We start from the raw sequence: 25,612 nt of genomic DNA, 5'->3' as shown, positions 1-25,612 counted from the left end.
AATATCTAATGAAACACATAGGAATTATTACCAAACGAGAATATCTCAATAAAATACGCAATAAATCATTCATCATAATGACATTTGTAAGTCCACTAATAGTGGTGGTTTTTGGAACTTTGATAGGATATCTAACAACAATCAATAGCACAAGTAACGTAAAAAAAATCACTATTTTAGATGAAAGTGGTTTTTTTATGGACAGTTTCAAAGATTCTGAAACAATAAAGTATACTTTTCTTGAAAACATAACTCTTTCGGATGCAAAATTGAATGTTTTAACTGAAAATTCATACGGATTACTGCATATCCCCTCAAAAACAACACCTAAATGGAAAGAAAACATCGAATTTTTCAGTGAAGAAACTCCAAATATTACCCTTCTTAATCAATTATCAAACACATTAGAGGATGCTCTTTTTGAATTAAATCTAACTGACAAAGGAATGAACAAAAATGAAATCGACAATGCTCGTGAAAGCATACACATTTCTTTATCAAATTTCAGTGGAGAAAAAAGTTCTGAACTGAGTAGTATCATCAAAATCGCTATCGGAGGCATCGCAGGATATTTGATTTTTATGTTTATTATCATCTATGGAAATATGATTATGCGAAGCGTCATCGAAGAGAAAAGCAATCGGATTGTGGAAATTATCATCTCTTCTGTAAAACCCTTTGAATTGATGTTAGGGAAAATTTTTGGCACTTCATTAGCGGGACTTACACAGTTTTTAATCTGGATGATTTTCGGTGGACTTTTGATGACTATTACAACAAATTTTTTAGGCATCAGTCCATCATCAACCAACGAAATTGTGATGACGAAATCGGGAATGGATAGAATTACTTCCGAAATTCTGGTTGCATTTTTCCAATTTCCGTTTATGGAAATGTTTGGAGCTTTCCTATTATATTTCATCGGAGGATATCTTCTGTACAGTTCTATTTATGCTACCATAGGAGCTATGGTGGATAACGAAACGGACACGCAACAGTTCCTGATGCCTGTCCTTATCCCCTTGATTTTAGCAGTTTACATCGGATTTTTCAGTGTTATCGAAGAACCTCATGGCACTGTTTCAGTTGTGTTTTCGTATATTCCCTTGACCTCGCCTGTAGTCATGCTGATGCGAGTTCCCTTTGGAGTCTCGTGGTGGGAATTACTAATTTCAGTTGTAATTCTGTATGCTACTTTCTTCCTTTTTATCGGAATTGCTGCCAAAATTTACCGTATTGGTATACTGATGTACGGCAAGAAACCTACGTACAAAGAAATTTTAAAGTGGTTAAAATATTAAATGCGATTGTACTAAAAGTCATTAACATCTGACTTTTTGGCTTAATAGACATTTTTGATTGAAAAGTACAAAGAAATAAAAATCAAACATATTTCAATCCATTACCAACATAAAAAAAGTAAAGACACCCCAATGGACGTCCTTACCGATAATATTTCAATTTCTTATGCTTTTTTGGTCACAATACCCAAAGCCTCAAGCTCCTGACTATGAGCAAACACAACTTTGGCGTAAGCCACAAACTCACTGTACTGCGGGTAAAGTTCATCGAAGAATTTGTCGCGAACTTCGGTGGCTTTTTGAGCCTCGGCGGTTTCCTTTTTCTGACTTTCTTTCAGAGCGATGACTTCTGTGAGTTTATTTTGTACCGCTTTCAAATCTTCTTCTTTGATGTTGATAGACTGCAACTTAGTTAAAAACGCCGAGTTTTTAAGCAATTGCGAATAGAAGTTCCCCACTTGCACCAACCAATCGCTATATGCCGTTTTGCGTTTCCCTGCAAAGTCGAGCGAAGCACCTGCTAACGTATCGCCCTTAAAAAGGATTTTACAGAAAGCCAAATGCTTGGTATACAAATCATTGATTTCGGAAAATTTTTGGTCGAACTTCTCCGTTTCGGCGTATTGCTGAGCGTATTCCGTCTTTTGGATTTGGTGTAACTCTTCCAAACGCACCACTTTTGTTAAAAGCTCATCAAGTTTTTCGGTAGTATAGCCCAACAGCCCCATCTGCTCCTGAATGTTAGGCAATTTCCCGTTAGAAAACGCCAATCGCATTCGCTGAATCCATTCCTCCATTGAAATATGTACGTTTCGCTTCTTTGGAGTTGGTGTTTGCTCGTTTTGATTCAGATTTTGGTCATTCTGATTCAAGTTTTGTTCGTTCTGATGTAAATTCTCATTCATAATAATTGTGTTTTTGGTGTTAAACTTTTAATTTTCTATTGATTTTATAGATTTTTACTTGCAGGAAATGGATTTTTACCGGTCAGAATCCATTTCTTGTCGGTCAAGATTGATTTCTTGTCAGTCAGAATTCATTTCTTATTGGTCGGAATTGATTTCTCGTTAGTCAGAATTCATTTCCTGTTGGTAAATATTGATTTCTTGTTGGTAAATATTGATTTCTTATGGGTCAGAACTTATATGATGCAGGTCAAACCTTGCTTCCCTGCTGTAAGAATGCTTTTCTGTACGGGAATTATCAAAATCCTATGAGTAAATACTCATCACTTACAGGGATTTCTTATGATATACGCAGCAATATCCGTGCCGTAAGTGGTAAAAATTCAGCAGATTAGTATTAAAATCCTGTTAAAAAGAAAAGACGCTGTGAGGGCGTCTTCATATATGAGATATTTTATCGATTTTGAAAAAAATAAAAATACCTTGTTACTGAGATTTAATCAAATTTTGGTTTTTTTCCTATTGGAGGTTTCTTGTGTTTAGGCTCTCTATGAATATCACGCAAAAGCTCTTTTACTTTGGTTTCGAAATCAGTATCACTTCTCATATCAATATACATTCTCCCGTTTAACATGGTTGGTATAGAAGTATTTTCATCTCCTCTTAATAAAGGGATGAATTTAGATGTTTCTATATCTTGAAATATAGTTGCCGTTATTATTGAATACTCGTAGCCAACTCCTCCTTTTGGCTTTTCTGTTTTTATTTTATAGTTAGGAGTCATCACGCAAATCACTCTTTCAGACTCTCTAATAGAGTTTTCCATAAAATTAGGTAATGGCTTTCCTAATTCATTCAATTCCCACTTATCCAAAATTATATCCACACCTTTTTCACATAGTTCTGTAGCTAATTTTAAAACCCAATTTTCGTGTTCTTTGTCATCCCAAGAATATGATATAAATACTTTTGGATGAACTACATCCTTTTGTTCAATTGGCTTTTCTTCCTTCAATAAAGGTTTCTCTTCGTTTGATAATATTGGAAAGTCCCAACTATTATTAGTTTCTTCCTTTTCTTTGGAAAAATCTATTTCTATAAATATTTGAATTTTTGCATATAGAAGAAGCTTACTCTCATCATCTAAAAGATTGATTAAATCTTTATAATAATCAACTCTATTTATTGATAATCCCTTTTTTTTCCTATACTCTATATATTGACTATATGAGGGAGGAATTTCATCAGACAATTCTGCTACAAACTCGTAAAATTTTGAACCTTTTATGTAGAAGATGTTTCCCTCTTTCCCAATTACTCTCCACAATCTATTGTATGCTTTGTCCCAATCTGTCTTTTCTGCTTCTGGAAATACCCAAGGCTTCTTCACCATCGATTTTACAGCATCATCATCATAAATATAGTCAAATCCTTTCCGTGTCAATTGTAAACATTCTAAACCTCCTTTCTCATAGGTATAATAACCCGTAAAAATTAATCCATTGAATACTTTCAAAAACAAATCTTTTTCCTTTGGGTTAAGATTCATTACTATTTTATCATTACGTATGTTACGGAGAGGCACTATTCCATTTTCTTTACATCTTGCTTCTCTAAACTTATCAAAAATAAGTTCTGCTAATTCTCTTTCTGTTTTCATACTTTATTTTATTTGAAAAGAGCGAATTATAATTCGCCCCTACTATTGCCTAATCCCTATTTCCTATTCCCTACTTACTCAAATACATTTTCCTTCTCGCATAGAGTTCATAGAATTGGTCGTCTTTGAGGTCGTCTATGAAAAGGATACTCTCGCCGGTAGATTTCATTTCAGGTCCTAAACGTTTATCCACGTTCGGGAACTTGTTAAACGAAAACACAGGCTGTTTGATAGCAAATCCGTCCAATTTCGGTTGGAAATCGAAATCGGTTACTTTCTTCTCACCGAGCATCACTTTGGTAGCGTAGTTCACGTACGGCTCCCCATAGGCTTTGGCGATAAACGGAACGGTACGCGATGCCCTCGGGTTGGCTTCGATGATATACACCGTGTCGTCCTTAATGGCAAACTGAATGTTTATCAGTCCCACCGTGTTTAAGGCTTTAGCTATTTTGTGCGTATGGTCTTTGATTTGTTGCATCACAAACTCACCGATGTTAAACGGCGGCAGCGTGGCGTTACTATCCCCCGAATGCACCCCACACGGCTCGATGTGTTCCATAATTCCGATGATGTACACGTTTTCGCCATCGCAAATGGCATCGGCTTCGGCTTCGATAGCTCCATCTAAATAATGGTCGAGCAAAAGTTTGTTATTCGGAATTTTACGAAGCAAATCCACCACGTGTTCTTCCAATTCGTGCTTGTTGATAACGATTTTCATTCCTTGTCCACCCAACACGTACGACGGACGCACCAAAAGCGGGAAGTCCAACTCATCGGCTAACTTTAAGGCTTCGTCGGCAGTCTCAGCAACACCAAATTTCGGATACGGAATGCCCAATTCTTTCAATAACGTGGAGAATCGTCCGCGGTCTTCTGCCAAATCCAACGCATCAAAACTCGTTCCGATGATTTTAATGCCATATTTATGAAGTTTTTCAGCCAATTTCAAAGCGGTTTGCCCGCCTAACTGAACGATAACACCTTCGGGTTTTTCGTGACGAATGATGTCGTAAATATGTTCCCAAAAAACAGGCTCGAAGTAGAGCTTGTCTGCCGTGTCAAAATCCGTAGAAACCGTTTCAGGGTTGCAGTTAATCATAATGGTTTCATAACCACACTCGGCAGCCGACAGCACTCCGTGAACACAACAGTAATCGAACTCAATTCCCTGTCCGATACGGTTAGGTCCTGAGCCTAACACAACTACTTTTTTGCGGTCGGAAACGATACTATCATTCGCTGTGAAAAGATTGCCGTTCGCATCACGAATTGGAGCTTCAAACGTAGAGTAATAATACGGCGTTTGTGCTTTAAACTCGGCAGCACACGTATCTACCAACTTATATACGCGGTTGATACCCAATTCTTCACGTTTTTTATAGACTTCACTTTCCCAACACCCCAACATATGAGCGATTTGGCGGTCGGCAAAGCCTTTTTGTTTGGCTTCCAATAGTAAATCTTTCGGAAGTGTTTCTATTTTATAGGTTGAAATTTCTTTCTCAATGCTGTATAGTTCTTCGTATTGCTTCAAGAACCACATATCTATCTTAGTGATTTCGTGAATTCTCGAAAGTGGAATACCCATCGCGATGGCGTCGTAAATCACAAAGACTCTATCCCAACTTGGGTTAGTAAGTTTATCGATAATTTGCTCATAGTTTTTGTATCCTTTGCCATCTGCTCCCAATCCATTGCGTTTGATTTCAAGTGATTGCGTAGCTTTATGAAGCGCCTCTTGGAACGAGCGACCGATACCCATTACCTCTCCTACCGATTTCATTTGCAGACCGATAGTGCGGTCTGAACCTTCAAATTTGTCAAAGTTCCAACGCGGAATTTTTACGATAACATAATCCAACGTAGGTTCAAAAAGTGCCGAAGTGGACTTAGTGATTTGGTTGGAAAGTTCGTCCAAGTTATAACCGATAGCCAATTTTGTTGCAATTTTGGCAATCGGATACCCTGTTGCTTTGGAAGCCAAAGCCGAAGAACGTGACACACGCGGATTGATTTCTATGGCGATAATATCTTCTTTTTCGTCAGGAGAAACGGCAAATTGTACGTTGCAGCCTCCCGCAAAATCGCCGATACTTCGCATCATCTTGATTGCCATATCACGCATACGTTGGAACGTTCTATCGGAAAGCGTCATCGCCGGAGCAACGGTAATGGAGTCGCCCGTGTGGATACCCATTGGATCCATATTTTCAATGGTACAGATAATTACCACATTATCGTTTTTATCACGAAGAAGTTCCAATTCGTATTCTTTCCAACCCATTAACGCCTTGTCAATCAACACTTCGTGAATGGGAGAAGCCTCCAAACCACGTGTGAGAAGCGTATCGAAGTCTTCCTTTTTGTATACCACAGAAGCTCCTGTTCCGCCCAATGTAAACGACGGACGAATCACCAAAGGAAAACCGAATTTCTGAGCGATTTCTTTTCCTCGAAGGAAGGAATTTGCCGTTTCGGACGGAGCCATCGGAATGCCAATTTTGTCCAAAAGCACACGGAATTTCTCTCGGTCTTCCGTAATTTGGATGGCATCGATATCCACACCAATGATTTCTACACCAAAATCTTTCCAAATCCCTTTTTCAGCGGCTTCAATGCAAAGATTTAAGGCAGTTTGTCCTCCCATTGTAGGCAAAACGGCATCAATATTGGGATGTTTTTTCAGAATTTCAACTATGGATTTGGTAGTCAAAGGCTTTAAATAAACGTGGTCAGCCATTGAAGGGTCAGTCATAATGGTAGCAGGATTGCTGTTGATAAGCACCGTTTCGATGCCGTCCTCACGTAGCGAACGCAATGACTGCGAACCTGAATAGTCAAACTCACAGGCTTGTCCGATAATGATTGGTCCTGAACCAATTAACAATACACAATTTAAATCTTTACGCTTTGGCATAATATTCAGATAAGTATTATTTTTTAAAATTTTAAAAAAAGGTGTTACCTAAAAAAGATAACACCTTTATATATTATAAAAATCAACCATCGACTTATTTTTTATGTCTTGGTTCTGAAGAAACTGTTAATTTTTTTCTTCCTTTAGCTCTTCTTCTTGCTAACACTTTTCTTCCGTTTGCAGTAGCCATACGCTCTCTGAAACCGTGTTTATTTCTTCTCTTTCTTTTTGATGGTTGAAATGTTCTTTTCATTGTCCTAAATCTTTAAAAATCTTATTTTAAATAAAAACTATTTTTCTCTACCTAATAAGTGGGGCAAAGGTAGTACTTTTTTTTGAATTGACAAATTTTATAAATTGAAAAACAAAAAAAAATAGAAAATACCGATATCTAACACCTGAACATTCATTTTCTAACTTTTAAAATTTAAAATAAAAAAACACTCTCCTTCTTTTATCTAACTCATTATCAAATTTCTAAAGTCACAACTGTAATTTAAATACAATTATCGATTATTTAAATACTTAAAAAATACACCCCCTATAAAGCAACAGATTAAGGAAAATTATATAGTCTTATACTTGACAACACATATATCCTATTCTCAACTATGAATAGCTAATCAGCACTGTTGACAGGATATTTATTAACAATTATATCAAAATATGTTGGGTCATACATCCCTACCATAGAATAAAATACACGTTTACGCTCTTCTGGATTTTTGGGTAATACGATTAGTTTTAGATCTACGTCCAAAATTTGCCAAATCATTTCGGTGCAATACATTTTTGAAGGTTCGTCGATCTCCCCTACCCTATCGAAAGGCACTCGTTTAGCTAAATAATATTTTGCCCGTTCCACTATTTTCTTGCCCTGTACTTCAGAAGTATTTTTCGTACGGACAATCATCATCTTTTCAGGCATGGAATAGGTCAAAAATTCGCGTAGTGGTTGCTCTTGCATTCCATCTGTATCACTGGCATCTGCCGAAAGAGAATGAATTACCCACCATTCATTGCTTTTTAGGTACAAAATTCCTGAATGAGTAACATCATAGACAGAATCATTCAAGCGCTCAGCAATCAAATCACTAAAAAAACCATAGCCTCTGCGGAGAATAATATCTCCTTCTTTGATCTTAGCTATGTCTTGGCGAGTTAGTCGTGCCACTTGTCTGTTTCGTTTCACAAGTTTGACTTCCTGTTTTCGATCCACCCAAAAAAACAGATGAAACCCTCCTAAAAGAAACAACAAAAAAATCCCAAAATAAATCACTATCTTAACGGATATGTTCTTCATCTTGGGATTTATCTAAATAAAACACTAATTATCAATAATTTAATCTATTGACCTACAGCTTCCTGTACTTCTTCATCAACTTCTTCATCAACTTCTTCTAAAGAACTTTCTCCTAAGTCAACGTCATCCATATTTGGCATATTTTCCTTATTTGAATTTTCTTTGTTGAACGTAACTTTCCATTTACCATCTACCTTTTTAAGGTCTATACTTTTTTCTTCCTCTTCACCCTCGACTTTATAGAACGCTTTGGCATTATCACCATCTTCTTCAACCTTAGTTATTGTTACTTTCTTTTTCTCATTTCCTTTGGGAAGTTCTTTTCCCATTCCACTTAACATACCTAACATCTGTTGCATCGAATCGTCAGCATATTTTTTAGCTTCTTCAAAATCAGAATTTTCCATAGAAGTTAAAAATTTTTCAGCTACCGATTTGGGTGAATTATTTGAACAAGAGGTCACTAAAAACGCTACAAATAGCGTCGCAATAAAAAATACTTTTCTCATTGTTTTTTTATTTTTAATAATTTAACTACGCAAAGGTAGTAATAAACAGCTAAGATTCCAAAAATAATTTCACAAAAAAAACGATTGATTCACATCAATCGTTTTTTAAAATAATAAAAAAGAAAACTTAAAAATAAAAATTATGAAAAAATTAATTTTATATCTTATTTTGATAGGTAGCTCGTTATACCCAATTTCTCTAATTTCGATTCTATTTCTTTTAATTGGGCATCGGTAAGCGTCGTGTGAGGATATCTTGCTACTCCACAATCAACACCTAATAATCTCATAAAACTCTTTCCTCCACCATTAAACCCTCCGTAGGAAGCAACAATATTAACAAACTCAATTGCCTTACGTTGTAAATCAGCAGCCTCCTGATAATTACCTTTTTCAAAAAGTTCTTTAATTGTTAAATACAACTTAGCCAAATGATTATAAGTACTTCCTACCCAACCTGTTGTACCTAATGGTAAACTTGCTAAAAAAGCTTCATCTACCCCAAAAAGAACATTAAATTCCTGATTGTTACACAACTTTGCTTGAGTAAAATGAATCATATTATTCTGAGTAAATTTTAACCCTGCAAAGTTAGGTATCTCCTGTTTTGCCTTTTCCATAAACTGACACATATCAAAATTAGCTCCTGTGAGATCCGGTATGTGATAATAATAAAATGGAATATTTGGGGCAGCCTCAGCTATGGTTTTGCAGTAAGCAACTAATTTTTCTAAGTTAGGTTTAAAGTAGAAAGGAGCCAAAGTAGCTATAGCATCTACTTTATCCGCTGAATGTTTTGCCAAATCAACTGCATGATTCAAATTGATATCCCCAACATGGTTAGTGATGAAAAAATCTGGCGACTTTTGTTCTGCCCAAGCCTCTATAATTTCTTTGCGTTCTTCCACTGAAAGAGAAGCAAAATCACCTGTGGAGCCATTAGCGAAAATACCAGAAACTCCGTTTCTCTTTAAAAAATCAGCATACTTAGGAACAATCTTTGTTGATACTGCCCCTTTCGAATCCATAGGAGCATACGTCGCAGCGATTAAACTATTCATCTCATATATGTATTACATAGGACAAAGTTATAACTTTTTTTTGAAATTCAAAAGAAAAGTTGTTTTTTTTCATTTTGTTTCGTATAAAAAATGTTATCATAGATAAGAAGCGCTTATCATTTTGACACAAAATATTGTAAATCAATAGATAAATAATCTTTTATTTGGAAAATAGGTCTTGACAATATTTCCTTACCATATTACGGATGGAAACAAATCCTATTTCATCAAAGTTGATTGTATGGACTGACAACCAACGGAGAGCTTCGATCTCATCGGTTGCCACTACCGACACTTGTGAATTGGTTAGTGAACATTCAAAAAATATATCCATCGTTCTGTAAGGAACATTTTTGTAAAGATAATCATTTGGATGTGTTCCTATGTACTTTAATTGCGATGGCAGAACATCTATCCCTAACTCTTCTTTTATTTCGCGACAAGCCGCCTCCTCTGCATTTTCTTTAGGATCGATAAACCCTCCTGGAAGATCTAATTTTCCTTTGTCAGGGTCAACATTTCGGACTGTGAATAATATTTTTTGTTCGTACGTAAATAGAACTGCCACGGCTGCTGCTATATTATGAAAGTAGGTGAACTGACAATCGTGACAAAAAAAACGTACGTTATTTGGAAATTCCACGTTGGTTGATGTGCAGTTCGGACAATGTTTAAATATCATTTTCAATGTTTTTAATATGGTATAAATTCAGAAAAAAAATTTATTCTTGTATAAAAACAGTAAAAGGGATTAGTCTTTGAACCAACCCCTTCTACTGTACATGGAAACTATCGATACAAAGTAAAGTTTCCGTAGAATTTACGTGTATCTTCTAACGTATTGAGTTCTAAGATGTACCAATAATCTCCTGATGGCATGTGCTTTTTATCGTAAATACCATCCCATGAGTCCATAGGTGTCAAAGTTGTTATTTTTCTTCCGTTTCGGTCGAAAATATAAATCACCGCTTTTGGATAGTTTTCTATATTAATAGGCTTCCAAGTATCATTAATACCATCTCCGTCTGGAGTAAAGAAATTAGGTACTCGGATGTCGTGATATACTTCCTCAATGGTTAAAGTACGTGTACAGCCTAACGCATCGACCACTTGTACATCTACTTCTTTGATTATCTGTCTAGAATCTGGGTCTACTCGTCCAGGGTCATTTATTTTCATAATATACACTGGATTCGATCCTTGTTCTCTACCATTGAAATAGTATGTATATGGTTCTACTCCACCCGTGGTTTTCACCTCAATGGTATTCAATCCTAAATTAGTAACTCGAGTAACGGTTAATGCTTGAATGTCTTCAATATCAGTCACAACATAGACTTGTTCGCATTGTTCAGTTTGTGAGCCATCGGAATGAGTATAGGTGTAGATTACCTTTAGTGTCTGCGTTTCACTGGTTCTGTCATAGTCATGGATGTAACCTATGGTAGTCACATCAGTAGTTCTTGACAATGTTCCAGAGGTAATGGCACCTGCTTGTGTTTTCAACTCATAGGTCACATTTGTTAAATCAATAGGTGTAGGGAATCGCACTTTAATAGCGTCCGTAAACACGTTTTCATCACAAGATTTTTCTTGATATACCTCACGTGGTTCTATATTCGGGAATTCTTCAACCGTAAATTTAACTGTTTGTGTTGAACAGCCGTTGACGTCTATGATTGTTACATAATATTCACCTGCTTCCAATATTGGATCGGTTACGATACTTACTGGACTGGCTATACGTGGGTCAGCAGGTACTCCTGAAACATACGAAACTGGTGTTACACGTCGTCCATCCTTGCTATACACATCCATTTTATAGGGTTGTACACCTCCTTGAGCTGTAATAGCTACCCTTGCGTCAGCTTCTCCGTAACAAATTAATCTATCAGAACCTGATACGTCTACTGCTGCATATAGATAGTTAGGTTCCCAAACCTCAACTGTTGTTTGTGTCCAACATCCCATACCATCCGTAATTTTCAAGGTATAAATTCCTGCTTTCAAATTCTCAAACACAGGGGTTGATTGCTCTATTGCAGGAGTTGTTCCGTTATCTAACTCAAATAGGAAAACTGTTGAGCCTGATCCTCCTTGTATGTTGGAGATGGTAATTTTCCCATTAGCTTCGTCCTTGCAATGTACGTCTTCAACGGTGATAGATGCTGTCAACGGATCTGGAGTTACCAATTCAGCGGTTGCAGTTCCTATAAAATCCATACAGCCCAAAGCATCTCTTACCGTAACTGAGTAAACACCTACCTCTAAATTATCAAATAATACGCGATTTCTGTTTACTGTTTTTGTGAATGTTGTCGCCAACGAACTCAAAGTAACCTCATACGGAGCTTGTCCTCCTGTTACCTCTACCATAATATTTCCTTTATCATTCAAACAACTCACTTGTGGAATTGGTGCTGGATAAGCATTTACGCTTATTTGCTCTGCCGAAACAGGTACTACGAATGAACTAGTTGTTTTACAACTATTTACAAAAGACTGTATTTCAATACTATACCTTCCTTCTTTTAATCCTGTAAGTGTTATAGATGAACTTCCCGCAACAATGGTTCCTGTGGTTATAGTACCATTAACGGAATAGGTAACAGTGTAAGTGAATCCACTTGCAGATGTATCTCCTCCTATAGCGGGTTTTCTATCTACAACGGTAAGGGTTATCTCTCCGTCATCACCTCGGAAGCAAGTCGGTTGTTTCTGATTTGACATCGTAATATCATATTTATTACTCAAATCAGCTACCTTATGCACGGTTTTCGATCTGCCACAACTTGTAGCTCTATTTTCGGCTGTTATTTCATAATCTCCTGCATCAAAAACCATTGGCAAGGTATGAGTAATATGCGTTGTAGCAACGGTTGATGAGTACACCGCACTGGTTACCAATCCATCGCTCAATCGTTTTACCGTAAACACGATTTCCGTTCCTGGTATGTATTGCGGAGTTGCTTCCACACTAACGGCTATGGTTTCGTTCACGGCACAAGTTATTGGAGTTACCGTTGCGACTGTTACATTGGCTAACGTAAAGGCTGGATAGATGGTAACATCGGTTGTTCCCGTTGCACAACCTCCTGAGCTGTCTTTCACGCGTACGTAGTACGTACCTCCATTTACGTCGGATAGTAAAACGCTTGCCGAATTTTCACCTATGACGGCATTGGTAGCTCTGTCAATAAACTGCCAAGTGTACGGAGCTACTCCTCCCGTGATTTGAGTAGCATCAAACTGTAATGAGGCTATCAACGCCGCACTTGTTGAACAAGTGAATTGCTGAGGAGTCAATGCAGTAGCACCTACTTGCAATGGCGGTGGCGACGCGATAACTGCCTGCTGCGTAGTGAAACATCCGTTGGTTCCTTCAATTCTAATCGTGTAAAGTATTCCTGCCTGTGAACCTAACAATCCTGTGAAACGTGCTTGATTCGATATCACAGACGTAGGCAATATGCTAGTGGCAGTCTCAACTCCTGTTCCCAAATCTCTCATCGAAACGATAGTAAAGGTCATAGGAGCGATGTCGATTGGTGTTGCCATCAACTCAATAGTTCCTTCTGGTGCCGAGCTACAAGAAACATTCGTTACCTTCAACGAACCAAAGACAACTTGCGGAACTTTTGCCGACTCTATCGTAAATGATCGTCTGATGGAGTTACAACCTATTGCTTCCATGTCGGAATCCATCACCCAAAGCTCGTAACTTCCCGCTACATTAACAGTTACGGTTATTGTGGTTGCTGTTGTAGTGGTTTGTCCTATGAATGGCGTTGTTGAGCCATCGTCTTCCACGCGTACCACTTCATAGGTGTAAGTGCCTGTACCCCCCGTAATGTTTGGTATTACGATTTCTGCTGGCGATGTCGTTGCACAGGTTAATACTCGGGTTACGTTGGCATTTCCTACCTGCATTGGTGACTTAACCTCAAAGGTGGTTGATGTTTCGCAACCTCTGATATTCGAATAGGTCAAGGTATATACCCCTGGATTCAATCCTCCTAACAAGATACGATCATATGGGGATTGCTGTTGTACTGGTGCTAACCCGCCTGGTTCTAACTTATAGAAGTGTAGCAACGTTGGCTCTCCTCGGGTTACATCCACTCGAACATCATACTGGTTATTGGTCGCCTGACAAACATTCACTCGAACGCTGTTGATGGTCGGTTGTGGTGCATCGCTAATGATTAAACTTGCTCCTCCATATCTAACAATACAATCTCCTGAGTCTTTCACATACAAATCGTATGTTCCTGATTTTGATACAAGAATTTTTTGAGAACCCAAAGCCGAAACAAACTGCCCTGGTTGTGGATGTGTAAAATCACCCACCGCTGGAGGTGTCGCAAATGAGATTGGTTGCACCAAGAACAAATAATCTGGTAATCCTCCCGAAACTCTATCTACGGTAATTTCCGCTTGGTCTCCAATATCTGTTGTACAGTACACATGCTCTTTTGTTATGCTTACTTGATGTACTACCAATGGCTCCGGGCCTGGAATAGCAATAGGTGGAGTTGCATTAACGCAACCTCCATTATTCTCTTCAAAAACAATCACATAGCGTCCTGGTGCTAATCCATTTACGTTGCCACTTACTGAAGTCATTGAGCTACCTACAGTTATATTTCCTGACATTCCTACTCCTGCTACAGGGTCATAATCAGGGTAGGTATAGACCTGCCAAGTAATACCAGTAGTAGACGACTTCCAATCTTTCAAAGTAAAGAAAATAGTTCCACTTGATGTTCCTGAACAAGCTATGGTTCCTTTCGTTGTAGTCATAGACAAGGTTGAACTCGTAGGCACAGGAATCGTAGCTCCTCCCCGTAACCAACAAGGATCTCCTGAAGGAGTTTCTGAAACAATGATAAATTCGTACCACGCTCCTGGAATTAACCCTGTAAATGTATGCTCCAACTTTTCTCCTGCTTGCCCAGTAGTTGGCAAAGTTGTAGCTACTGGAGGATTGAACTGGTACCAACCTGGAGAGGTAGGATCATTCACATCTATAGTAGTCTTATAGATGGCTACATAATTTCCAGTATGTGTTAATCCTGTTCCCGCTCGGTATGACTGTACAATAAGTTCTCCTGAATTTGGAGTACATCCTACAACTGTTGTAGAAGCTGTCACAATGGCATCGGGAGCTAATCCTGTTTTGAAATGATATGTATTTTGACAAGATGGCGAAGTCATATCTTGTAAGATAACTTCATACTCATCATAATGCAAGTTCGACACTGTAATAGTTGTTGGCAACTGACTTGACAATATACCCGTTGCACTATACACCGTTTCTGAGGTTGTTTTTACAATCAACGAGAAATTACTATTCGCATCACCTCCGGCTGAAATAACAATATTGGCTTGAGCAAGGACTCCACAGGCTATCGGCGTTGTTGTTACCGTTACTATCTGTGCCTGAGGTAATGACGGAACAACTACTGGTTGCATAGCCGTACAACCTCGTGCATCGGTAATAACAACCACATAGTTACCCGTAGCCAAAGCTATTGGATTGAGCGCGGCTCCTGTTGGATTATCAGTTCCATCGTTGGCGTATACCTCAACATTAAACGGTGCTACTCCTGTCGATTGATTCACTATATCAGGAACGGACGTATTGATATATCCGTTATCTGCACAGTAAGCTCCTTTGACTTTAAATAACGGTGTAGCCTTGAATGCTGGTCTTGAAGCTACTCTGAATGGTTGTGAATATTCATAACTACACGTTTGTTCTCTTTCAGTGTATTTTACATCAAAGAAATAGGTTTTCCCGAAATCAGTTGAAGTAAACGTATAGGTTGAGCCAACGGTCGTCACTTCTGTATATACATTAGCTCGGTTTGTGGTATAGATAACGAAAGTTCTATCACCTGGCACTCCACCATGGGCTGTCAATACAAACGTTGAGTTGGGCGAAGCTACACAATCAATTGCCGATGTTTGCGAAACGGTCAAAGTCAATGGCGGGTAAATATTGACTACAGTACTTGTTTTACATCCTGAGTTATCATTTAATGTAATGGTGTAAGTTCCTACCTGCAAACCTTCAAACGTATGTACGCGATTTGAAACGGTATGCCAAGTTGTTTCACCAGAACGATTTACAACATATCCTCCGTTACCATTTAAAACATTAACCGTAACATCTGTTCCATTACCATCATGACAAGGATTGTAAACTACCTCAAATTCAATTTCTTTTTTCTCTACCTCAAATGAAGTCTCTGTTGAACAACCTTTCACATCGGTAACCGTAATAGTATAAACGCCAGGTGATAAAGGCATAGGCTGTGAATAGCGACCGTTGTAAACTCCTACAACTTGTGGTGTTGGCATGGTCGTGCTTTGGTACGTAAATTGTGTGTACTCTGAGTTACCACCAATCGCTTCAAAGGTAATTGATGCTATGTTTCCTGCATCACAACGCACAGGATTAATTGGTTCAACTACTCGTAATGAAAGCGGAACAGCAGGTTGTGTGATAACATATGTAGCCTCCACCTTACAAGCGATTTTATTAACATCTCTAACATAAACTGTTGTACTTTCAGTTGCGGCCAAATGGGTTATGGTAAACACACCATCGACCAAAACGGTTGGTGTCCAGGTAATTCCATTATTGATTGAATACTCCACGTTGGTTGGTGGATTATGCACGAAAATACGCAAACTTCCGTCATTACCTCCGTGACAACTTACAGCGGTAGTTCCTAATACCTCTATTTCTAATTTTTTACCTTCGTCTATAACCACAGGAACAGTTTCTGTGGTGTCACAAAGTTTAATATTTTGTTCTATTTCTATATTATCCAACGCAACAACACCGTTCCCTGTCGCATTTTTGATTAGTACGATATACTCATTTTGCGTTATCTCTACATCTGTGAAATCTATTGAGGACTGTATCCAAGTTGGCGTACCCGTACTCGTTACTATAAGCTGTTTTACAATACCCGATGAAGCTCCCACAGGAATCAATTCAACATTGAACTGAGGAGATGCTGTTGGCAGCATATTAAAATGGCGAACGGAAACTCGTAACCGTTCGTTTGGCACTACATTTTTGATATGTTTTCTAAACACTACGGCATTTGATGTTGAAGCATGGACTACCATATAACGTCCGTTACCAACCCCTTGTGCATCGCTTGGAACTACCCAAGCTCCCACAGGTTGTGCTTGATTGGTAATGGCATATTTCCCCATTCCAACAGCGACATTTTTTTCGCAAACCAAATCATTGATAGGGTTTGGATAGCCTAAGTCACTTCCACAAACATCATTCCCTACTCCAAAATCCTCCTTAAATAGTACGTTTGGAGTAATTCCTGTTGGTTTGTAATGCACGTAAATAGTATGAGTTCCTGGTGGCAATGTAAACACCGATGCCTGTACAGCTCCTGTAGTTGTATTCACACTGTAAGTGTAAGAATGCGTTTGCCCAGGTGGTGCAATGGCTGTAACTGTCACAGTTCCAAAGCCAACACAATCATAGGTAGGAGTAGAAACACTCACTGTTGGTGCTTGTGGTGATTGCATCGTTACAGGTATTATCAATTCACAACCTGAAAGATCTTTAATTTTCACGGTGATATTCCCGTCAACCTGAGCTGTCGGCTGATTTTGGTATCCCGTTCCAAAATCGTATTCGTAAGACCCTGAACCGCCCATTACATTATTTACCGAAACGGTATATTTTCCGTTGGCATTACAAGTCTTATCTTTGGTCACTCCAACGAAAGCACGCAATGGATTTGCAGGCGGATTGATACTTATCGGTCGTTTTACGAAAGTACACGTTTGCGAAGCTACTTGAGCTGTATAGGCAACTTCATAACTTCCTACTTCTAAGCCCGTAAATAGAGAAAGATTATTTCCTTCATAGCGTGCAGGTAATATTCTCGCTCCCGTATCGTCTAATTTATACAGACTAACCGCTCGTTGAACTGCTGGATTTTCGAATATCAATTGAATTTCACCTGTTCCTGTTGCAGTTGCACAATCCAAATCGGTAACTGCGAAAGTAACGCTATGCGTTCCTACAGGTCGTATGTCGATTGGAGCTGAAAATGTTCGTTCTCCATTTTGTTGATGTCTCATCACAAACACATAGCTACCAATACGAGTAAGATTCATCAACCCTTCATAATGAGCGTCAAACTCACCTTGGTCGCCTACCCATTCAGAGTCCGGAATGTTCATATGAGAACCTCCCGGAGCAAGCACCTCGCCATCTACCGACCATACGGCAAATTGATACGGAGGATTACCACCTTCGCCTTTAAATTTCATTTTTGCTTCGTTACAACTTTTCCATTCAACAAATTCGGCTGTGAATTTTAAATTTGTATTCTTTTGTATGGTAATCGTTTGCGTATGATCAAGACATGACAACAACGCCTCTGGAGAGGTTATTTTCACCACGTATGTTCCCGCCTTCAAACCTGTAAAACGGTGTTGTGTAGTATTTGTAGTTATCGCTCCTGTGGCTCCTGTTGTGATGTTCGTATATGCATAATTATAGTTCACTCCTTGTGTGGACATGTTGATATTGATGTATCCGTCCACATAGCCTGTTTCGTCTCCATAGGTTACGGTAGCCGCAGGGATACTACTATCGAACACATCAAAATAATAGAAATCATAGCAGTTAGCCCCTGCTACTTTCAAACGATAGCGTCCTCCTTGTGAAAGAGTGAAAGTATTTGTATTGTTACTCACTTCTTCCCAACATCCGTCAATCACCACTGGACAAGTTTCGTGACGTGGCTGACAATTCAATCCACTGGCTGATGGGTTTAATTTCTCCCATGTCAAGGTTGAATTTACAAAATTGACCGCTATCGTTTTAGATGTACCACCGCATAGATAGAAATGGCTTGTCCACGTTCTATTGTCATTTCGACAAGTCACACCCACATTTGCTGCCAATGCCTTAATTGGGTCAGCAGAACTTCCTGGTTCATGGTAGTCTATAATTTCATAGCTTACTATTGTAGCGACTCCACAGTCAAATTTATATTTTTCAACACGATATTCTCCTTGAGCGTTTGCAACAAAGGTGTTGGTGTTAGTTCCCACAGGCGTTCCATTAAGGAACCATTTGTACTCATCAAAACCTGGAGTAACGCTCAATGTCATTGGGTTGCCCACACAGTAAATTTCAGTACGTTTATTATCAATAGTTTTGATTTCCACTACCGTTGGTGTTTGTATGGTAGCAGTTTGCGTACGAAGCGTACAACCTGCCACCCCACCTGTATAAACCATCGTAGGAATGATATTCACTTGGTTCATACACGGCTGTTGGGCTAAATCATATCCTCCTACGATTTTCAACGGTATGCCTATACTTCTTTCCTGATGTCCTCCTGGGGCTGGCAACGCAACAGCGGGATAGGTAAAGGTATATTTCTTAGTTGCTGAATCATAGGTGTATGGTACACTTGAAACCCCTGCATTTGTTGTAAAGTCTACTTGCTTGGTTAAATCAGGTTGTACGTTGGCATTGGAAGGCAATTGAACTTCTAAAATTGCTGACGTTAAGGTCACAGCTCCTGTGTTTACATATTTCACCCTGTAATAGAACTCATTGCCTACCTGCAACGGATTCAATGAGTACTCCTCTGCCAATTTCATATCCATAGTATGATCTTGAACCGTTACAATCAAGGTTCGTGAAACAGCGTTTCCAAAAACATCCGTAAATGTATAGACCACCGAATGTACCCCTATAGGGAATCGCCCTTGGTGTTGTGCTCCTCCATTGAAAGTTGTTGTGATGGAGACTGTTGAACTAACCGTAGTCTCCACTCCACAACGAATACTTTCATCAGTGACTTGCGGTGCATTCCAAGTTAATAAAACATCGCATCCTCCTATAACTGGATAATCAGATATATCCGATGGGAAATACGTAACTGACGGCACTCCCGTATCAATAGCAAGTACTGATGTGGAGGTAGCCGTTAGCCAAACGTTTGTTGCACATCCAAATCGGTCTTTCAATTTCGCTCTTACCTCATAGGTAGTATTGGTATATACTGCCTCACTGTACGTTTGGGTGTTACTGGCTACCATCACTTTTGAACCATCAGGATTGATTCTGTACCACTCCACATCAAAGGAGTTTACTGACACCCCTCTCAATCGCAGTTGAGTAGCTTCCCCAGGACATAACCCAGCAACGTGGTCATCATTGGTGATGCGAGGAGTCGGAAGTACACTTGAATCAGCTACTTCTAACACACCAACAACAGGGTCTCCTGCTACGCACTCGTCTTTTACATAGACCTTATACGTACCATCGGGTAAGTCTGTAAATGCGTAGTCACGTTGTCCTCCTGTCATGGTTACGCTTGCCACCTCTGTTTCAGTAGTTCCTGAAACACTTTTTAACACATACGTAACATCTCCTACAATCCCTACGTTGGTATCACTGGGAAGATCGACCAAAATCATGGAAGTTCCGTTTGAACCACAAGATATGGAAGCAACTACAGGATCCATAGTTTGTGACGGGACTGTAATTTCCGTGTAATAACGCAACAAATTTGGATTGTAAATATAACTATTCATAAATTTAATACTTTGCTTTCCAGGCCCTATTACATCTGAAAAAGTTGACAACAATGTCCATGGAGCGGTTGTTGCTGAAGAAGGCTTATTATGAATCGTATATCCACCAAATCCATGTGTATATAGTTTATAAGTATGTCCAGGTTTTAATCCCGTGATTGTACCATTTCTTCCTCTCTTTGTTATATTTTGCTCTACATTCCAATTAGAAAAAACCCCTATCACTCCCGTAAACATGCTGTTAGTAAGAGCAGGAAAATTAGTACCTAATGCCTCATGCGTAAACTCCAAGTCATAGTACCCACATCGAGGCACTAACTTATAGAATGGTCGTTCGGCCTGTGTATTTCCATAACTTATTGTTTTCCCCAATGTAATTGTCTTTGATGCACTACCACAAGCATCCTTGACGGTCAAAATATAGTTCCCCGGAGGTAAATCTCCAAATCCTATATATCCATTAGGGTCTCCCATATAGGTAGGCGTTAACGTAGCGGATATTGGAAAATTAATCGTTTCGGTTTTGGTTTGTCCAAAAGGAAGCCTTGTTGGAAACGAGACAGATGTTTGTCCATCTACCCTTCCTAAGGTGAATGTCACCGTAGAAACTCCAGGGTAGGCAGGATCTTCATATACAAGTTCACTTCTGCTATAAATACGAAACGATGTTGTTCCCTCTGCAATTCCATAATTGGACTCGAAAGTATTAAACACCGAGTCAAAACGATTGGGTGGAGTTGGTAAATATTTTACTGAATTTGTAGCTCTTTCAAATGCAGTAACGACCGTTCCATCGGCTTTTAAAAACTCCATACGAATCTTGTATCTACCTTCTCCCGAGGACTGTACATCAATAGTTCGATAATCCACTATTGTATAATCACTCCCTTGGGTCAATAGCGTATAAACTCCCGAGTTTAGCGGGGTTTCCTTAGAAACTTTGTACTGATATGTCAACGTAGATGTTGAAGAAGTCGTATTCCAAATATGCTCCAAATTGGGCAAATACCAATTATAGTTAATTTTTAGAGTTCCTCCTTCATTAAGAGTAACATTCCTTTCCGAATTCTCTATGTACGTTTTAATTTGCAAAAAAACAGGTGCTCCTGGGCAAACAGGAGTAGCAGGAGAAGCACTATATGAAAACCGCATCCCTCGTGTAGGAGGAGTTTCCTGATGTACATCCTTTATCCCTTTCATTTCAAATGTTTTGGTAACTATATTTCCCAAACCATCATCTACAACAATTTGAACTTGATCGTTTTCTTGAAAATCAGCATTTATATATGAATATTGTCGTCCATCGAAAGTTGACGTAATATCCCTGACTATTGACCTATTCAAAATTGCAATAGTAGCCTTTGCATTTGAAGATCCTACTCCTTTAAAATGATTTATCGGAATATCTGGGTTAGCTACACCTCCTATAAAACCTGTTGCAACAAACTCATTGTCAACACCTCTTCGCAATGGAATTGTTAAATTAAAATTACCCGTAGGCTCTAATACGTTAGTACCTCCTACATTTCTTGTAGTCGTATGCAAGCTCAATGCTAAATTCGATAAGGTTAAGGAATATGTACCTGGAAAATAAACCGATTTAGGAATTTGCACCCCTTGGGGAGGGGATGCATAATTTCGACAATCATTATCGGGAGCCCCTGGTGGAATCTCTCTAATAAAAACGCTTACATTCGGATGATCAGCATGTGAAATACGTTCTCCTGGTGCAGGGTGAACACGAAATTGCGGTTCTACAGCCACTGTTGGGAAGACTCTATCATGAATCAACACAGCCCCTGTATCAGCCGATATAACACGAATTTGAAACTTTGATGCCCCTGTCGTGAATCGTTTAAGATCAATAATTATACTCCCTCTTCCGTCATCAACATTGGTGTTGGTTACAGGATCTCTTTTTATACCTGCAGGAGTAACACTTATTGATTTCACTTGAAAAGGTATGTAAAGATCATTGATTGTTACAGGCTTTTCACAAGACATATTCGCCTCATCTTCCAACGTAAAAGTGTATGTCCCTGCCGCTAAATTCGGAATAGTCATGGATTGTCCTGCCAAAACAGTACCTCGTGGTGATGCTAATGTAGTTCCTGGTTTTACCCAATAAACCGTAAACTCTGTTCCCGCAGGATGTTCCGTTGAAACAGGAGGAGCATTCAACGTTATAAGCCCTCGATTCTCACACTGAATATTACCCGTTACAAGCTGAAACCCGTTAATAGGATGAGTTGAATCACATTGTGCATATATCCATGAGGTTGTTAGCATCATGAACGAAACGAAAATAAACAACTTTTTCATAACGTATTCGTTTTTAGTTAGTTTTTCAGTTAGTACTGTTAGATTAGATTAAGATTTTCCCCTCACTAAGTTGGAAATAAAGTATACAGGCGACAAAATTAAAAAAATGCCCTCCAATAAAAAAAATAATAACATTTTTATAACTAAAAAATAACAGTTAAAAGATGAAAAATATACGTTTATCGGATTTTATTTAACACTGTTTAACTTTTTTAGTATGAAATTAGACATAAAAATAGTTCCATCAGAACTCTATTTTCTGCGAAAATAAAAACACTTCTAAAAAGAATTAATCCTAATACGATGCCATCTTGTCTACTCTTACAAAACTTGACAGTTTTAAACGCTCTAAAATTTAAGACTCTTTTCCAAAATGTGGACTTATAAATCATTGAAACAACACCGAGTAAGAATCTCTTTTTCACTGACTTTTAAAATGTAAAAGAACTATGTACAGCATAGTATAGTACTCTTTAAGAAAGTTTTTCTACATAAAAATATTATATTTCGGTAAAAATTGTATTTTTGCAACCTTGAAATCATACATACATATAGTGTTATCAAACTATGAAAATTTCGTACAACTGGATTAAAAAATTCATCAAAATTGATTTACCTTCAGAACAAACTGGAGCCTTACTTACCGACTTAGGACTTGAAGTTGAAGGAATTGAATCTTTCGAAAGCATCAAAGGAGGACTGAAAGGAGTTGTTGTCGGACACGTATTGGAGTGCCAACAACACCCCAACGCTGACCGATTGAAAGTTACCAAAGTAGACATAGGTCAGGGGAACATCGTGCAAATTGTGTGCGGAGCTCCAAACGTTGCTAAAGGGCAAAAGGTACCTGTTGCGACCATTGGAACAAAACTTTTTGATAAGGACGGAAACCCATGGGAAATCAAAAAAGGAAAAATACGCGGTGAAGAAAGTTTCGGGATGATTTGTGCCGAAGATGAACTCGGCTTGGGTGAAGGACACGAAGGAATCATGGTTTTGGATGATAAGTACGAACCTGGAACCTTATGCAGTGAAATTTTTGAAGTAGAAAACGATGAAGTCTTTGAAATCGGATTAACTCCAAATCGTGCAGACGCCATGAGTCACTATGGTGTTGCGCGTGACTTACGTGCAGGATTGATACAAAGAGGTACTTCTTTGGAGTTGATAACCCCTTCGGTGACAAAATTTCACATTGACAATCGACTATCAAAAATTGATGTAGATGTTCAAAACAAAGAACTCGCACCTCGATATACGGGATTGACTATCAGCAATGTAAAAGTATCTGAATCCCCTATGTGGTTGCAAAACAAACTGAAATCCATCGGACTTACTCCTAAAAACAACATCGTTGATATTACCAACTATGTACTCCACGGACTGGGACAACCGTTACACGCTTTCGATGCAGATCACATCGTAGGGAAAAAAATTATCGTAAAAACGGCAGAAGCTGGTACAAAATTCAAAACCTTAGATGGTGTTGAACGTATCTTAGATGCGGAAGATCTGGTGATTTGTGATGCTGAAAAACCTTTGTGCATTGCAGGAGTTTTGGGTGGACTCAACTCGGGGGTAACCAGCAGCACTCGCAACATCTTTTTAGAAAGTGCCTATTTTAACCCTGTTTCGGTTCGAAAAAGCGCCAAACGCCATGCTATCAACTCCGATGCTTCTTTCCGCTTTGAACGAGGAATAGACATTAGCGAAGTAAAACACGCTTTAATGTACGCTGCTATCTTAATTGAGAATGTCGCAGGAGGACAGATTTCATCGGATATTATCGACTTATACCCCAAAAAACATGAGGATTTTCAGGTATTTTTAGCATTCGAACGCGTTCATAAAGTTATTGGACAAACCATTCCAAACGACACCATTAAAAGCATATTACATTCATTGGATATCAAAATCAACTCAGTTACAGAGCGCGGTTTAGGATTAGTTGTGCCTTCATATCGTGTAGATGTACAACGTGAAGCGGATGTTATTGAGGAAATTTTGCGTGTCTATGGATACAATAACATTAATTTTTCAGAAAAAATTAATGCCTCAATGTCACACGCTTCAAAATTTGACGATCACAACGTTCAAAATGTAATAGCTTCCCAACTTGCCGGACAAGGGTTTTCTGAGATAATGACCAATAGCTTAGTATCTGAAAAAACAATTACTGATTTTGAAGAAGATCTTACAAAAGTGGTAAAAATTCTGAATCCTTTGAGTAGTGATTTAAATTTTATGCGTAAAAATCTCCTACCCTCTGGATTGGAGATTATTGAATACAACATTAACCGAAAGCGTTCCGATTTGAAACTATTCGAATTTGGGAAAAGTTATCACAAAATAGGTGATAATTTTGTAGAAAATAAACACCTAATGATTTATATCACAGGTAATCAACTTCCTGAAAATTGGAACACTATTCCTCAGAAAACAGATTTCTTCTTTTTGAAAGGAATTGTTGAATCTGTTTTTGAACGATTGCAACTAAAAAATATTCATACGCAACCTCTAGATAATAATCTCTTTATTCGAGAAGGATTTGAATGGATTATCAATGGAAAATTGCTTGGAAGTATAGGCGTTGTTAAAGGTAAAATATTGAAAAAATTTGGTATCAAGCAAGAAATATTTTTTGCCGACATCTGCTGGGATATAGTTCTTGAGAGCATTAAAAATCAGAAAAATACATTCAAAGAAATTGCTAAATTCCCAGAAGTAAGGCGTGACTTAGCATTACTCCTTGATGAAGCTGTTTCGTTCAGTGACATTCATAGAATAGCATTTGAAACCGAAAAATCCATCTTAAAAAATGTAGGCCTGTTTGATGTATACCAAGGCGAGAAACTTCCTACAGGCAAGAAAAGCTATGCAATTAGTTTCACCCTACAAGATGATTTTAAAACACTCACGGATAAACAGATAGAAAAGGTAATGCACAATTTACAAGAACGTTTCAAGGAAAAATTACAGGCATCTGTTCGCTCATAATAATTCATTAATGTTCTAAAAAA

Annotated in this window: 12 protein-coding genes; 3 read left to right on the top strand and 9 right to left on the bottom strand. The window is 38.4% G+C overall.

Annotated elements, in window-relative coordinates:
- The first annotated feature begins 8 nt into the window (after positions 1 to 8).
- Positions 9 to 1,301 carry an ABC transporter permease gene (locus CGC49_RS09975; RefSeq protein ID WP_042009497.1) on the top strand — a complete coding sequence of 431 codons (1,293 nt, stop codon included), beginning with the start codon at positions 9 to 11 and terminating at the stop codon, positions 1,299 to 1,301.
- Positions 1,302 to 1,465: 164 nt separating this feature from the next.
- Here the strand turns inward: CGC49_RS09975 and CGC49_RS09970 are convergent, their stop codons facing one another.
- The gene (locus CGC49_RS09970; protein WP_198540626.1) at positions 1,466 to 2,206 is read right to left on the bottom strand and encodes a hypothetical protein; all 741 of its coding nucleotides are present in this window, start codon (positions 2,204 to 2,206) and stop codon (positions 1,466 to 1,468) included.
- Between the two features lie 224 nt (positions 2,207 to 2,430).
- Between CGC49_RS09970 and CGC49_RS11225 the strand changes: the two genes are divergently transcribed.
- Entirely contained in the window at positions 2,431 to 2,601 is a 171-nt protein-coding gene (locus CGC49_RS11225) for a hypothetical protein (RefSeq protein ID WP_157909035.1), read from the top strand.
- A 101-nt stretch (positions 2,602 to 2,702) separates the two neighbouring features.
- Here CGC49_RS11225 and CGC49_RS09965 read toward each other — a convergent pair whose 3' ends face one another.
- The 8 genes from CGC49_RS09965 to CGC49_RS09930 form a co-directional block, all read right to left on the bottom strand.
- Positions 2,703 to 3,866: a toll/interleukin-1 receptor domain-containing protein gene (locus tag CGC49_RS09965; protein ID WP_095912542.1), complete on the bottom strand. Its 1,164-nt coding sequence runs from the start codon at positions 3,864 to 3,866 to the stop codon at positions 2,703 to 2,705.
- Positions 3,867 to 3,936: 70 nt separating this feature from the next.
- Positions 3,937 to 6,789, bottom strand: a complete 2,853-nt coding sequence (carB, locus tag CGC49_RS09960; protein ID WP_042009502.1) for a carbamoyl-phosphate synthase large subunit — start codon at positions 6,787 to 6,789, stop codon at positions 3,937 to 3,939.
- A 94-nt stretch (positions 6,790 to 6,883) separates the two neighbouring features.
- A complete protein-coding gene (rpmH, locus tag CGC49_RS09955) occupies positions 6,884 to 7,042 on the bottom strand; it encodes a 50S ribosomal protein L34 (protein ID WP_002669412.1) in 159 nt (52 codons plus the stop codon).
- Positions 7,043 to 7,408: 366 nt separating this feature from the next.
- The gene (locus CGC49_RS09950; protein ID WP_095912541.1) at positions 7,409 to 8,092 is read right to left on the bottom strand and encodes a YiiX/YebB-like N1pC/P60 family cysteine hydrolase; all 684 of its coding nucleotides are present in this window, start codon (positions 8,090 to 8,092) and stop codon (positions 7,409 to 7,411) included.
- 44 nt (positions 8,093 to 8,136) lie between these two features.
- Positions 8,137 to 8,601, bottom strand: coding sequence for a DUF4878 domain-containing protein (locus tag CGC49_RS09945; RefSeq protein WP_095912540.1), 465 nt, complete (start codon positions 8,599 to 8,601; stop codon positions 8,137 to 8,139).
- Between the two features lie 164 nt (positions 8,602 to 8,765).
- On the bottom strand, positions 8,766 to 9,662 hold the full coding sequence (locus tag CGC49_RS09940; protein WP_095912539.1) for a dihydrodipicolinate synthase family protein: 897 nt from the start codon (positions 9,660 to 9,662) through the stop codon (positions 8,766 to 8,768).
- 160 nt (positions 9,663 to 9,822) lie between these two features.
- Entirely contained in the window at positions 9,823 to 10,350 is a 528-nt protein-coding gene (locus tag CGC49_RS09935; protein WP_095912538.1) for an NUDIX domain-containing protein, read from the bottom strand.
- A gap of 101 nt (positions 10,351 to 10,451) precedes the next feature.
- Positions 10,452 to 22,592 carry a T9SS type B sorting domain-containing protein gene (locus tag CGC49_RS09930; protein ID WP_157909034.1) on the bottom strand — a complete coding sequence of 4,047 codons (12,141 nt, stop codon included), beginning with the start codon at positions 22,590 to 22,592 and terminating at the stop codon, positions 10,452 to 10,454.
- Between the two features lie 567 nt (positions 22,593 to 23,159).
- Between CGC49_RS09930 and pheT the strand changes: the two genes are divergently transcribed.
- Complete coding sequence (pheT, locus tag CGC49_RS09925; RefSeq protein ID WP_095912536.1) at positions 23,160 to 25,589, top strand: phenylalanine--tRNA ligase subunit beta; 2,430 nt, start codon at positions 23,160 to 23,162, stop codon at positions 25,587 to 25,589.
- Positions 25,590 to 25,612 lie beyond the last annotated feature (23 nt).

The organism is Capnocytophaga sp. H4358, assembly GCF_002302515.1.
Lineage (GTDB): Bacteria > Bacteroidota > Bacteroidia > Flavobacteriales > Flavobacteriaceae > Capnocytophaga > Capnocytophaga canis.
Note: the sequence above shows the minus strand (reverse complement) of the source record. Positions and strands in the feature narration are given on the sequence as shown.